General features: G+C 34.0%; 12 protein-coding genes. 2 read left to right on the forward strand and 10 right to left on the reverse strand.

Annotated features, from left to right (window positions below; translation table 11 throughout):
* Window positions 1–132 precede the first annotated feature (132 nt).
* The 10 genes from QLQ94_RS17305 to QLQ94_RS17350 all read right to left on the reverse strand — a co-directional run bounded on the left by QLQ94_RS17305 (window position 133) and on the right by QLQ94_RS17350 (window position 11,355).
* The gene (locus QLQ94_RS17305) at window positions 133–1,335 is read right to left on the reverse strand and encodes a tetratricopeptide repeat protein (protein WP_271334757.1); all 1,203 of its coding nucleotides are present in this window, start codon (window positions 1,333–1,335) and stop codon (window positions 133–135) included.
* Between the two features lie 19 nt (window positions 1,336–1,354).
* Window positions 1,355–2,806, reverse strand: coding sequence for a S41 family peptidase (locus tag QLQ94_RS17310; RefSeq protein WP_427401283.1), 1,452 nt, complete (start codon window positions 2,804–2,806; stop codon window positions 1,355–1,357).
* A 2-nt stretch (window positions 2,807–2,808) separates the two neighbouring features.
* Window positions 2,809–3,339 (reverse strand): DUF2199 domain-containing protein, encoded by a 531-nt coding sequence (locus QLQ94_RS17315; RefSeq protein WP_482497944.1) that lies wholly within the window; start codon window positions 3,337–3,339, stop codon window positions 2,809–2,811.
* Window positions 3,340–3,487: 148 nt separating this feature from the next.
* The gene (locus QLQ94_RS17320; RefSeq protein ID WP_271334753.1) at window positions 3,488–4,165 is read right to left on the reverse strand and encodes a metal-dependent hydrolase; all 678 of its coding nucleotides are present in this window, start codon (window positions 4,163–4,165) and stop codon (window positions 3,488–3,490) included.
* A gap of 31 nt (window positions 4,166–4,196) precedes the next feature.
* Window positions 4,197–5,159 carry a 1,4-dihydroxy-2-naphthoate octaprenyltransferase gene (gene menA, locus QLQ94_RS17325; protein WP_427401282.1) on the reverse strand — a complete coding sequence of 321 codons (963 nt, stop codon included), beginning with the start codon at window positions 5,157–5,159 and terminating at the stop codon, window positions 4,197–4,199.
* A 71-nt stretch (window positions 5,160–5,230) separates the two neighbouring features.
* Window positions 5,231–6,064 carry a 1,4-dihydroxy-2-naphthoyl-CoA synthase gene (locus QLQ94_RS17330; protein WP_035681238.1) on the reverse strand — a complete coding sequence of 278 codons (834 nt, stop codon included), beginning with the start codon at window positions 6,062–6,064 and terminating at the stop codon, window positions 5,231–5,233.
* Window positions 6,065–7,349: 1,285 nt separating this feature from the next.
* A complete protein-coding gene (gene istB / locus QLQ94_RS17335; RefSeq protein WP_482497946.1) occupies window positions 7,350–8,078 on the reverse strand; it encodes an IS21-like element helper ATPase IstB in 729 nt (242 codons plus the stop codon).
* Between the two features lie 23 nt (window positions 8,079–8,101).
* Complete coding sequence (locus QLQ94_RS17340; RefSeq protein ID WP_482497948.1) at window positions 8,102–8,887, reverse strand: Mu transposase domain-containing protein; 786 nt, start codon at window positions 8,885–8,887, stop codon at window positions 8,102–8,104.
* A 45-nt stretch (window positions 8,888–8,932) separates the two neighbouring features.
* On the reverse strand, window positions 8,933–9,655 hold the full coding sequence (locus QLQ94_RS17345; protein WP_482497950.1) for a transposase: 723 nt from the start codon (window positions 9,653–9,655) through the stop codon (window positions 8,933–8,935).
* 839 nt (window positions 9,656–10,494) lie between these two features.
* On the reverse strand, window positions 10,495–11,355 hold the full coding sequence (locus tag QLQ94_RS17350; RefSeq protein WP_482497952.1) for a CvfB family protein: 861 nt from the start codon (window positions 11,353–11,355) through the stop codon (window positions 10,495–10,497).
* 167 nt (window positions 11,356–11,522) lie between these two features.
* On the opposite strand from QLQ94_RS17350, the gene QLQ94_RS17355 reads away from it, so the two are divergent.
* Together QLQ94_RS17355 and QLQ94_RS17360 are read left to right on the forward strand one after the other, a co-directional pair.
* Window positions 11,523–12,872 carry a M28 family metallopeptidase gene (locus QLQ94_RS17355; RefSeq protein ID WP_271334750.1) on the forward strand — a complete coding sequence of 450 codons (1,350 nt, stop codon included), beginning with the start codon at window positions 11,523–11,525 and terminating at the stop codon, window positions 12,870–12,872.
* Window positions 12,873–12,963: 91 nt separating this feature from the next.
* Window positions 12,964–14,598, forward strand: coding sequence for an IS1182 family transposase (locus tag QLQ94_RS17360; RefSeq protein WP_072959494.1), 1,635 nt, complete (start codon window positions 12,964–12,966; stop codon window positions 14,596–14,598).
* The last annotated feature ends 28 nt before the right edge of the window (window positions 14,599–14,626 follow it).

Below are 14,626 nucleotides of genomic sequence, written 5' to 3' on the forward strand. Positions count from 1 at the left end.
TTACCATTAAGAGATTAAGAAAATTAAGAAGAAATGCTTAATTTTCTTAATGGCTTAATGGCTCGTTTAAAATAATTATATTTAATATTTCGTTACTCTTTTTAATCTGTGTAATCAGTGGCGAAATTTTTATTAATTGTATAATTTTAAAACTCTTTCAAAATCTTTTGATGGCAGACCTGCTTTCTCAAAAACTGTGAAGTCTTGTTTTGTTTTTTCTTTCCAGCTTAAACTGTCTGTAACATTTTGTGTCTGGTATTTTTTATAGATTGCTTTTGCTTCACTGTAATCATCACTCACTAAATAAACATGTGCCAGATTTAATTTTACCAATAACTCTGTGTCATCTAACTTTTCGCCTTCTTTTAGAAATTTTATTGCTTTTGCGTATTGCCTGGTCAAAATATAGCAATATCCAATAGAGCTATAATCGATCGCAGTTGCTTTTCCGTCATTAATAATGACATTCAGCTTTTGAATCGCTTCGTTGTATTTTTGCAGTTTTATTAAAATCGAAACCTGAGTTCTTAAGTCGTTGTAAACGTTTTTAGAAATATCAGCATCTTTATAACAGTTGTTTCCAAAGTCTTTATAAGCTTTATTTTTTTCTATTGGCAATAATTTCTGAAACTCGGAATAACGGTATTGTTTGCTGATTTTATCAAGTATACAAACACAAAAATCATCAGAATTGGCCATTTTCTGAGCCATCGTAGAAGTTTTACAAAGACTTATAATCTCATTTTTATTGTCCTGATTCCATCCTCGATTTAATTTTGTGTCTACCCATGGCACAACTTCTAAGACAATTTTTTGATTTAAAAGCCAGTTTTTGCTATGAAAACCAAACCAGATTGTATTGATGTCTTGTCCTAAACAAGATGATTTATCGAGAGATAATCGTTTAGCATCTTTACTCAGTGCAACTTCCTGAGCATAACATGCCTTATCAGTTTTACCATCTGCAACGTATTTCTTTGCATTTTCATTTGAAGTAAAAAGTGCATATGTACAGGTATCGTCGCCAGAAATTTTAGACATTAAAAAAACTGCTCCCGCAGATCCCTGGCTAATTCCGGTGGGATCGGGAATTGACTTTAATATTGAAACCAAACTATTTGACATTTGTTGATTTTCGTCTAAAAGTGTAATTCTATATACGATTTCTGTAGTGCCAACTGGTAGATCTTCTGTTTTTAGAAGAATTCTGTCTCGTGCCGAAACTATAATTTCCTTTGTTGTAGCGCGCTCTTTGTCCCAATAACCATCTTTTTGAGCGAAAGAATTGTATGATGATACAACGAAAAGAAATAAAAATATTTTCTTGAAATTCATTTTCTATAAATTTTAAAACCTAATTTGCTTTCAATATGTTTTCTGTAAATCTAACCCAATCATAATCCTTAATAGTTTTATCAATGTAAAAATCTGGCTGAATACCTTTTTGATCAACTTCCATATCTGGAATTCTTAAACTTTTTGAAAGCGAATATCCCAGTTTTAAATCTTTGCACGGAAAATCAACAAAATGCATGTTAGAAATATCCAAAACACCTTCTGTTGTAGTTCCAAAAAGTTTTACTTTTTTACTTTGCCTGGCTATCAACAAGAACTCTTCTGCTGTGCTTCCATTATTTTCATTGATAATAATACCAATGTTTTTTGGATTTTTATAAACGATATCTAACTTGCTTTCCTCAACTGCGCTATCGTCCAGATTTACAAATTTACCCATATTAGCATTTAATTTCTCTAATCCTTTTCTTGCCCACTCTTTATCTTCGGGAGACCATTCAGGATTTGCTATAAATTCGTCCATCCTTTTATTATTCTGGACTGTAGATAAATATTCTGTACCAACCGTTCTGATTGGATTTGTGTATAGATATGGGATTATTTCTCTGAAAGTAGCGTCAGACCCTCCTCCATTATTCCTTACATCAATTATTAAATTTTCTTTTGACAAAATTACTTTTTGGTTTGCTGCAAGTATACTGTCAATGGCTTTTTTATTGGAATAATTAAATGACGGTATACGTAATAAAACTGTCGAACTTGATATTTCTTTAAGAAATGGTTTTTGGGTCATTAGTGACTCAATATAATTGGTTATTTCCATGTTGTTCTCCTGATAATCAGGAAAACTTCTATTTAACGAGACAAAGCCCATTTTTAAAAAATTATTTCCAATAAGCTTAGCTTCATTAAATTGTTGAGCGGAATAATCTCCTAAATAGTATACCGCACTATATTTCTTGTCAGGACTTTCTTTTATTTTAAATTTTACCTGATATTGCTCCCATTTTGTGCCTTTTGCATCTAGAATATAGCCAATATATTCGTTACTTCTTTTTACAATTCCGATAGTATAAGGTGCAGAAATCCAGATACCTTCAAATCCGGGTTGTGACATATTTGATAGATTCTTTTTTAATTCATCTTCAGTTATTTCTACTTTCTCCCATTTTTTTTCAGATTCAGTATTGGTTTTAGGAAGTGATTTGTTTACAAGATCCTGGTTTATCGTTAAAGATAAATGTCCTGGTCGGAAAAATAACATCCAATCAAATAATACATTTCTGCAATCGTTCAAATCTTTTATCTTTTTTACTTTTTTGCTAAAAAGATTATTATGATTTTGATACTCAGTCAATCCCTTTTTGTCAATTACATATTGAAAACCGGCATCGTTTTCTTCGAAGTTTTTTTTGAGCCAGTTAAAATTATCTTCACATGAGCATTTTTGTGCAAAAGCGGCATTTGAAACAATAATAAAAACAAACAAGAAAACTGTCCTTAAATTCATACCTATGTAATTTGATTGGTTGATTGCATCATGCTTTTAATCCTTTTTTGGGCTTCTTCTTTTGTAATACCATCATAATAATCTTTTACAAAGGGATGCTCGGAATCTTTATGGGGGAAAATTTCAGGTCTGTCATTACCGGATTTTGTAACAACTGTTGTTGGAATGCTTTCAGGAAATTCATATTCTGGAATATAACTCGAGAGCCAGCCAAAATATTGTGTTTCATGGTTTTCATTATCGAAGTTTTCAAGATAATCGTCAAAACTTTTTTCGCTTAATGAAACCCAAAAACCATATTCCAGGTTTTCGCAATGATCTTTTACTTTTTGAACTAGAACGACTCTTATAAATCGGTCAATGTCATTATCAGCATATTTAACGACACAAAAATCCTGATCAATTACTGCAATCTCTTCTTTTTCCTGAGGGGAAAGATTACTATAACTATAAGGGGAATTATAAGTTATTGCGGGCCAGCTTTCATGTTCTTTGCCGCAACAATCGCAAATGAATTTAATCGTATCGTTCATGTAAATTTCTTATGAAAACTAAAATTATAGCCCCGATAGAGGTGGTATCCTTTTTTGAGAAGATTTTTTATCTTCTCAAAAAAGATATAGCCGAAAGCGGGAAACAGCTCCTTAAAAAATTCTAAAAAGCCTGCCACGATCTTAATTATTACAATTCAATTGATTCTCCTATTTCAAGAAGCATCAAGTCTTTTCCTTTATCAAAAAATTGACGAATAGCATCTTCATGATTGATTTCGATGTAACCAAAAGTATCAAAATGATATCCAAGGATTTTGTCGCATTCAATAAAGTCTGAAGCAATAATAGCGTCTTCGACATCCATTGTAAAGTTATTTCCTATTGGCAGAATTGCCAAATCTAATTTTGTTCGCAACGGAATCAGTTTCATATCGAAGGTTAGCGCTGTATCTCCTGCGATGTAGATATTTTTATGTTCGCTTTCGATCACAAAACCACCGGGATTTCCTCCATAAGTTCCATCTGAGAAGGAGCTTGAGTGAATTGCGTTTACGTATCTTACTTTTCCAAAATCGAAATTCCAGCTTCCACCGTGATTCATTGGGTGCGCTTTTAATTCTCTTTGAGCGTAGTAACTTGTAATTTCGGCATTAGAAACAATCGTTGCATTGGTACGTTTTGCAATAGCTTCAACGTCCAGAACGTGATCGCCATGTGCATGTGTAAGCAAAATATAATCTGCTTTTAGTGTATTTATATCAATTGCCGAAGCCTTTGGGTTTCCTGTAATAAAAGGATCAACAAGAATGTGTTTCCCTCCCACTTCAATGCCTAATGATGCGTGTCCGTAAAATGTAATTTTCATTTTGTTTAAATTTTAAAGTTGAACTTTTGTTTTATCTTCCGCCTAAGAAAAGGTTAACAATAATGTCTGAAATCAACGAAATCATACATACTGTGAGTAAAATCGAAAGTAAAAATGTACTCAATGCGAGTATTTTTAATTCCGGATCTAAAAGCTTAGGATCTTGATTTTTATAAACGGTAATTAAATGTTTGGTTAAAGGTATATAAGCTAATAAAAATAAATACTGATCGAAATTATAATCGCTTAAAATGGCAAAAAGCACCACTGCTACCATAGCGGTAATGATAAGCGTAAAATGATATATTTTGGCTTTTGCCCCGCCCATTTTAACAACGATTGTGTTTTTTCCTGATTTTCGATCTGATTCTTCATCACGCATATTATTAAGATTTAAAACCCCTACGCTTAATAAACCAATGGCAACTGCAGGAAGAATTAAAAGCGGATCAATTTCTTTAGAATATAAAAAGTTCACTCCTAAAGTACTTACTAATCCGAAGAATACGAAAACAAACACATCGCCTAATCCTTTATATCCGTAAGCAGAATTACCTACTGTATAGCGAATTGCTGAAACGATGGCAGCTATTCCCAGCAATAAAAAGAAAATTGAATAACCGAAATTGGTTTCGCCAAAGGCAAAATAAATTAAGGTAATGGCAGACAATAAAGTCAATACAGCTGTAATTGTTATCGCTTTTTTCATGGCCTGAGGTGTAATAACTCCACTCTGAATAGCACGCTTTGGCCCTACTCTGTCTTCGTTATCTGTACCTTTTACACCATCTCCGTAATCATTGGCAAAATTGGATAAAACCTGTAAACCTAATGTTGTTAATAATGCAAAACCAAAAATTTTCCAGCTGAATACTTCTGTCGGTGTATCAATGGTTGCGGTTGGATTTGAAAGCGCGTAAATACTTCCAACTATAATTCCGGAAACTGATAAAGGCAATGTGCGCAATCGTGCGGCTTCAATCCAATGTTTCATGCGTATTTTTTGTTAAATTTATTTTCAGGTTTCAAATTACGAAACCTGGAACTTGGAACTATTTTATTTTTTTATGGCAACCATTTGTTTTCGCCAAAGTTTGGTTTTCTTTTTTCTAAGAAAGCATTTCTTCCTTCTTTTGCTTCTTCTGTCATATAAGCAAGACGGGTTGCTTCTCCGGCAAAAACCTGTTGACCAACCATTCCGTCGTCGGTTAAATTCATTGCAAATTTTAGCATTTTGATCGAAGTTGGTGATTTTTGAAGAATTTCCTGCGCCCATTCGTATGCAGTATCTTCTAACTCATCGTGTGGAATAACAGCATTTACCATTCCCATATCCATAGCTTCCTGCGCTGAATAGTTTCTCCCTAAAAAGAAAATCTCACGTGCTTTTTTCTGACCTACCATTTTTGCCAGATAAGCAGATCCGTAACCACCGTCGAAACTAGTTACATCAGCATCTGTTTGTTTAAAAATGGCGTGTTCTTTACTGGCCAATGTCATGTCGCAAACTACGTGTAAACTATGTCCGCCGCCAACTGCCCAACCCGGCACAACTGCAATGACTACTTTTGGCATAAAGCGAATTAAACGCTGCACTTCAAGTATATTCAAACGATGTTGTCCGTCTTCGCCAACGTAACCCTGATGTCCGCGAGCATTTTGATCGCCTCCGCTGCAAAAAGAATAAACACCATCTTTAGTCGATGGCCCTTCTGCCGAAAGCAACACTACTCCTATCGAAGTATCTTCTTGTGCATCGTAAAAAGCCTGGTATAATTCTGAAGTTGTTTTAGGACGAAAAGCATTTCTAACATTTGGTCTGTTGAAAGCAATTCTTGCAACCCCGTTACATTTTTTATAAGTTATATCTTCAAATTCTCTGGCAGTTATCCAATCCATTTCTATTTGTTTTATTTTAAATAATTATAGTGTAAAAATAAAGCATTTTTATATTTTTACCTACTCAATTTAATTTAAGTCTGTGAGAAAATGACTTCTAATGTTAACAATTGGTGCCTGCCGACAAAAAATAACATTTTTTAACATTAGTTTCGAAAAATAATAAGTAATTTTACACCCTAGAAATCAATGAGATACATTTTATTTCGTCGATTTTAGATTGATTTTCTTTCACTGATTTATTAACCTAAAAAATGATTTTTTTGAGAAAATTTAAAAAATTTGTCGCTCATTTTTTTACGGTTTTTATTAGTAAACCCTTAAATAATGAGCAAATGATTTATTCATTTGTTGAAACTTCGAAAAGGAGAAAGTAACACCTAAGGTTAAATGCTGGAATTGTTTAGTAATTAGTATATAATTGATTACGAAAAGAGGAAAAAATGCTAACTAAAACTTTCTATAAGTTATTTTATCAAACCAAATGGACAACCGTGAACTTGATGTTTCGCTTTTAATATGAATGTATAGATTGTTTAAAGACATACCGATTCAGGAAGTAATTTCTAAAATTTTTAAAGCTGTTATTTTTTGAATGGATTCGAATTTATTTTATTTCTGTTTTTTTTTAATTACAATTTTTTTTTAAAACTAGAATAAAAAGGGAAAGGCTACTTGTAATGAGTAGCCTTTCCTGTTATTAGTTAAAACTCCAAATTCCAATATGAACGTTTATATTGGAATTTGATTTCAAATACTAGTTACTCTGATTAAGCAAACCTCGCTTAATCTTTTTCTCAGCAAATAGCGAACGGTTTCAACCATTTGGACACAATATTTTAGCACAACCCGTCCCCAAGGTTGAAACCTCGGGCTATGATTTAAATAAATTCCAAATTTTTTAAATTCCAAATTCCAATGTAAGCGTTAATATTGGAATTTGAGATAAAGTACTAGTTAAACTGATCAAGTAAATATCATTTAATGTTTTTATCAGCAAATACAACATAGCGAACGGTTTCAACCGTTTGAACATAATATCTTAGCATAACCCGTCCCCAAGGTTGAAACCTCGGGCTATGTTTTAAATAAATTCCAAATTTTTTAAATTCCAAATTCCAATGTAAGCGTTAATATTGGGATTTGTGTTCAAATACTAGTTAAACTGGTCAAGTAAATCTTGTTGAATATTTTTTGGGTATTTCGGTCGGACCGTGCCACCCATTTCGGTTGAAATGGTGCCACTTTGAAAGAGATTACAATAATACAAAAAAGTTTGTTCAGTTTAAAAATTTGCTTTTCTCATAGACTCGCCTTGCAGATTTATTCTATGAGAAGAATTTACAATACGATCTAGGACTGCGTCAGCAATTGTCGAGTTCCCAATTATATCATGCCATGCAGATACAGGTATTTGAGAAGACAGTATTATTGATGCTTGATTGTACCTTTGGTCAACAATGTCCAATAATGCTTCCCGGGATTGGTTATCGAATGGTTGTAAGCCAAAGTCATCCAGAATAAGTAGATCTGATTTTAGTATCTTTTTCATTTCCCTTAGGTATGTCCCGTCTAATTTACTTATTTTTAATAAATTAAAAAGATTAGCAGTGTTATAATATAAGACTTTATAATCCATCAAACAGGCTTGGTATCCCAGAGCCTGAGCAAGATAACTTTTTCCAACTCCGCTGGAACCAGTTAATATTACATTCTGTTTTTTGAGAATAAAATCCAATGTTCCTAGACGGGTAAACATATTTTTATCTAGATCTCTGTTTTGAGTATAATTCACATCTGGCATACTTGCACTTTGTCTAAATTCAGCCTGTTTAATTAGCCTTTCTATTTTTCTATTTTGTCTATTTTCATACTCGTGATCCGTCAATAAACCAATGTACTCATCAATAGTAAATGAGGTCATTGTGTTGTTTTTAATGTGACTGTGATGTAGCTGTGCCATGTCGTTAAGTCTCATGGTCTTTAGCTTTTCGATAGTTTGATTGTTGTCCATATTATAATATTTAAGATTAATATTTATTGATACGCTGAGGCTCCTCTGATGTTTTGATGTACTGGGATGTGATTAGTGTTAGCGTCTAGTTCTTGGAACATAGCTTCTTTGAGATCCATATTATGACGCAGGATGTTTTTGATATGGGTGTAGGTTGCAACATTAGCATTCAATGCAATCTCACAAGCTTTATCCAGTCTTTGTGATCCATAACTCTTGTGTAGTTGTATTAAGCCAATCACCCTCTTGTATCCAATCTCATGGTAATCGACATTACACAGAATCTTCTCTACGCATTTGACTAAATGAACACCATGTGGAGCTGCTTGATTTTTAAAATACTCAGGACTCCAACTGGTATAGCTTTGATGCGTACTGGATAAATGTTCCTTAATTGTATTGTAATTCCCTTTTTTCGGGTTTCGTTTATGTATTGCAATGCGTAAATGATTATAATAGATCTCTACTGAAGTATTGGTGTAGTGAATCATTGTATGATGGCCTATGTAGCGATAAGGAACGCTATAATAACTCTTGTCAGGTGAGAAATACACATAACCTATCTTCTGAACTTTAGCTCTTTTATAATCCTTTATTTGATAAGTAGTACAGGGTAATGCTTTTAAATATTGTCTTTCCACAGATTGAAAGAGCTCTACACGACTTGCTTCTTTACGTTGAAAAAGTAATTGGTTGTAAGTGATTAGCATACGTCGTAGCTCTGCATTGAGCTCTTCTAAAGAGAAGAAAGTCATCTCCCTGATTGGGTAGTAAATTCTTTGGTAGACAAGATGTACTGCGTTCTCCACTAACGCCTTATCTTGGGGAGCATAAATACGAGTTGGATTGACTATTCAGTTATAGTGGCTAGCAAAGTCTTTAAAGCTTCTGTTTATTTGTGATTCATATTTACTTGCGCGAGATACAGCTGATTTTAAGTTATCGGAGACTATTGCCAAGGGAACACCTCCATAAAAGTTTAGCGCATTAGTACAGCATATAATAAGATCTTCTGTCTTCTGACTCGGACAGGCTTGCACATAGGTATATTGGCTATTAGGAAGTATAGCCACAAAAACTTCTACAGATATAATTTCTCCTGTGTTTTGATCAATATATGAGAGTTTTTTACCTGCAAAATCAATGTACATCTCTTTACCAGGTTCATGCTCTAACTTCATAGAGCCTTTTACTTCTTTATATTTCCGGTTATAATGCTCCATAAACTGTGTGTAGCTGTAGGGATTAGCTACTGTCTGAGCATATTGAGCATAATGATATAGAAAAGTAAATCCAGGATGATTCCGAGCTTTATTAACCGTCTCAAAATAGAGCATTAAAGAGTTATGTCTTTGAGTGTCTACTGTCGTAAAGCTAGAAAAGAGCTCTGATAGTTGTTCAATATCCAACGTCAGCAACTGTTCTAAAGAGTATTTAGAGCCTTCGAAAAGCTGCATATAAGTATTTACAGTATTGCGAGAAATACCTAATGTACTTCCAATTTTACGATTGCTATAACCGTCCAAATGTAAAGTAATGATTTGTTTTAAGTCCATAGGATCAAGTTTATTAGCCATATCGTATTGCTTTAGATAACAACAAGATAGTAGCTGATTTTGATCTTTCAAAGTGGCACAAATCGAACCGGAAAACTATGACTTATTAACCGAGTGGCACAAATTGAACCGAAATAGTGGCACTATTCAAACCGAAATAGTGGCACAAATTCACCGAAATGGGTGGCACGGTCCGACCGAAATCACTGGCACAAATCGAACCGAAATATCCATTTTTCTGAACAAATACAAACATAGCGAACGGTTTCAACCGTTTGGACACAATATTTTAGCATAACCCGTTCCCAAGGTTGAAACCTCGGGCTATGTTTTAAATGTGATGCAAATAAATTCCAAAATAAAAAATTTCCAAATTCCAATATAATCGTTAATATTGGAATTTGATCTTAAATACTAGTTACTCTGATCAAGCAAACCTCGCTTAATCTTTTTCTCAGTAAATACAAACATAGCGAACGGTTTCAACCGTTTGGACACAATATTTTAGCACAACCCGTCCCCAAGGTTGAAACCTCAGGCTATGTTCTAAATGTGATGCAAATAAATTCCAATATAAAAAATTCCAAATTCAATATAACCGTTAATATTGGAATTTGATCTCAACTACTAGTTAAACTGTTCAAGCAAATCTTGTTTAATCTTTTTCTCAGTAAATACAAGCATAGCGAACGGTTTAAAGCGTTTGGACAATATTTTATCATAACCCGTTCCCAAGGTTGAAACCTCGGGCTATGTTTTAAATGTGATGCAAATAAATTCCAAAATAAAAAAATTCCAAATTCCATATGTACGTCTCGTATTGGAATTTGGAATTTTTTTATTTTGGAATTTTAATCTTTTTAATTGTTTTCTTTTACAAGATAAATCCCATCGTCTTTAATTTCAATGAGTTTGTCTTTATATAAAGCTCCAATCGCTTTTTTGAAAGTCTTTTTACTCATTTTCAGAACTGTTTTTATATCTTCCGGGTGCGAAGCGTCATTTAGACGTAAAAAACCGCGATTGGCTCTTAATTCATCTAGTATCTTCTCTGCGTTTGGTTCAATACTCTGATAACCTTGTACTTGCAAAGCCACATCTATTTTATTGTCAGGACGAATATTTTTTATAAATCCTATCATTCTGTCTCCGGTTCTGATCGCGTCATCGTAAACTTCGTCTTTGTACAACAATCCTTTGTGCTGCTCATTGATAATCACATTGATACCTAATTCGGTAATATGCGAAACGATCAAATCAACTTCTTCTCCTTTTTCAACCGTCAGGTTTTCATTGCTTAAAAATTGATTCAATTTACTTGAAGCTACCAAACGATTGGTTTTTTCGTCCATGTAAAGGTAAACGAGGTAACGTTTTCCTTTTTCCATAGGGCGGGCTTGTTCCTTGAACGGAACGAGAATATCTTTTTCCATTCCCCAGTCCATAAAAGCACCAACCTGATTGGTGTAATTCACTCTTAAAAGAGCAAATTCATTCAATAAAATATAAGGTTCAAGTGTTGTTGCGACCGGGCGTTGTTCGTGGTCCAAATAAACAAAGACAATTAATTCCTCGCCTATTTCAAATTCATTGGGAACGTATTTATTGGGTAATAAAATATCGTTAATCCCTTCCGGATCTTCTTCAGGATTTCCTAAAAATAAACCAACTTTGGTATCACGTAATATAGTAAGGGTATTGTATTTTCCTATTTCAATCATATTCTTGAGATTCTAAGCTAAAAAGTAGCTGAGTTTTTAAAGTGCAAATGTACGAAGTTTGAAAATGGTACGACGAAAAATGTTTTGCATAAATAATGAAGAAAGATCTTTTTTCGGATTTCTCTTTTTTTAATTAAATTTGAGCATCTAAAATTAATTCCAAATCAATGAAAAAACCTCTTTTTTATTCTGTTTTTGCTTTTCTGTTTTTTACTCAGATTGCCCTTTCTCAAGTTGCCGAAGATCCGGAGATAAAAAAAATGATAACCGAAATTAAAGCCGAAAATCTGGAAGCGACTGTTCGTAAGCTAGTCTCTTTTGGAACAAGGCATACACTAAGTGATACTAAAAGTAAAACTAAAGGAATTGGCGCCGCACAGCAATGGGTGAAATCTGAGTTTGACAAATATGCTTTAGAGTCTAACGGAAGATTAACTGCTACAATTGATTATTTTACTGTAAAAGCAGATGGAAAACGTATCAATAAAGACAGTGAGCTTGGTAATGTAATGGCAACCTTAAAAGGAACTGATCCAAATGACAATCGTGTCCTTATTATAAGCGGACATCTTGATTCCAGGGTTTCAGACGTTATGAATATAAAATCAGATGCTCCGGGTGCAAATGATGATGCGTCAGGAGTTGCTGCTGTAATGGAACTGGCTAAAGTAATGAGTAAAAGAGCATTTTCTGCTACGATTATCTTTGTTGCTGTAGTCGGTGAAGAACAAGGTCTTATTGGTGCTCGTCATCTTGCAGAAACAGCCAAAGCAGCAAATTGGAATGTCATTGCAATGCTAAACAATGATATGATTGGAAATAGTCTGTCAAGCGGAACAAATTTGAGAGATAACACGCAAATAAGAGTTTTTAGTGAGACAATTCCGTTCATAGAGACTGAAGAGGAGGCTAAAATGCGTAAAGCAACAAATCGTGATAATGATAGTCCGTCGAGATTATTGGCGCGTTATATCAAAACTGCTACAGAACAATATGTAGATCAATTGACTGTGAAATTAGTATATAGAAATGACCGTTTTTTGCGTGGTGGCGATCATACACCATTCAGCCAGAATGGTTTCACAGCGGTTCGTTTTTGTGAAATGAATGAAAATTTCGATCATCAGCATCAGGATCTAAGAACAGAAAACGGCATTAAATATGGTGATCTCGTTGAATTTATGGATTTTGATTATCTAAGAAAAAACACCTGTTCTAATTTAGCCACTTTAGCCAACTTAGCATCGTCACCAAAAGCACCGATTAATGTAGGTATAGAAGTTAAAAACCTTTCTAATTCTTCGACTCTGTCCTGGAATGCTCCTGATGAAAAAGCACAATTTGGCTATCAAATTTTGATGAGAGAAACGGCATCGTCTCATTGGGAAAAAACTTTTTTTGTAAAAGATACAAAGGCAGAAATACCCTATTCTAAAGATAATTACTTTTTTGCTGTTCAAGCGGTTGATGCTTTAGGACACGCAAGTTTACCTGTATTCCCTATTCCAATTCGTTAAGTATAAAATATGAGGCTGTCCGAAAAGTAATTTCGGGCAGTTTTTTTTTGTTTTACACATTGATTTTTCTTATATTTAAGTACTAAAATCAATGATTATGCAGCCAGTTTTTAAGCCTCATTCGGTTCACCAGCAAGATCTTTTTCCATTGAATTTAAATGATCTGATCCCAGAGAATCATTCTGCCCGATTAATAGACAGTGTTGTTGAACAGTTGGAAATTTCCGAGATTATATCACAGTTTAAAGGCGGTGGAAGATCCAGCTACCATCCTAAGATGTTATTGAAAATATTGTTTTACGGATATCTCAATAATACCTATTCCAGCCGAAAGCTGGCTAGAGCCGTGAAGGAGAATATATATTTTATGTGGCTCTCGGGAGGACTTCAGCCGGATTTTAGAACTATCAATGACTTTAGAGGAAAAAAATTAAAAGGGAATATCGAAAAACTTTTCAGCCAGGTCGTTCTGATGATGGTAGATTTAGAGCTCATTAGCCTGGAGAGACAATTTATTGATGGTACTAAAATAGAAGCCAACGCACATAAATACAGCTTTGTGTGGAAGAAAGCAGTTGAAAAACATAAAGACAGGCTTCAGGGAAAAATCGATGCTGTTCTGGCAGATATTGGTCAGGCTATCGAGTCAGACATTATGCATACTGATAACCAAACTGATACCAAGGTAGACAGTAAGAAATTAGAAGAAAAAATACACGAGATCAACCAAAGTGAAAAAAAGCAGAAGCTGAGTAAACAGCAGAACAAATCACTTCAAAAACTCGAGAAAGAACAGCTTGTAAAACTTAAAGAATATGAGAAACATCTCGAAATTCTGGGGGATAGAAACAGTTATTCGAAAACCGATACCGATGCTACTTTTATGCGCATGAAAGAAGATCATATGGGCAACGGACAATTAAAAGCGGGTTATAATATTCAGATTTCTACAGAAAATCAAATTATTACACATTACTCCACCCACCAGACTTCTACTGATTTTACCACATTAAAGACTCACTTAGAAGGATTCAAAAGCAACTACGGCAAACAATCTGCAAAAGTTATAGCCGATGCGGGCTATGGAAGTGAGGAAAATTATCAACTCCTTGAAGACAAAGAAATTGATTTTTTTGTTCCCTACAACATGTACCGTATCGAAGAGACCCGTAAGCATAAAAACAATTTATTCCACGCACAAAACCTGTTTCATAATAATGAGCAAGACTTTTTGGTTTGTCCAATGGGGCAGCAAATGCCTCGTATCTTTACTAAGAAATCAAAAACTACAACTGGTTTTGAACAGTATCATTCGGTATATGAGGCTTTAAATTGCGCAGGATGTCCTCTGCGGGGGCAATGCTTTAAAGCTAAGGGGAACAGACGGATAGAAATTAATCACAATCTTCAAAGACTGAAATTCAAGGCAAGAGAGAATTTAGAAAGTGAATTGGGCAGGGAAATTTATAGTAAAAGATGTATTGAACCAGAGCCGGTTTTTGGTAACATCAAGCAAAACAAAGGATTTAAAAGATTTACACTTACCAAAACAGCCAAAGTAAATACTGAATTTGGCCTGATTGCTATTGCTCACAACTTTTCTAAATGGATCGCTAAAATCCGTTTGGGCAATTTTAACCTCATTTTTGATCTCGTAGAAGCTTTAGAAAAGTTTATAGAAGACCATTTTAGCCCAAATTTACATTTTTCAAGAAACACTCTGTAAATTTACTAGTATAATAAAAGAAAGAGGT

The organism is Flavobacterium sp. B114r, assembly GCF_056824125.1.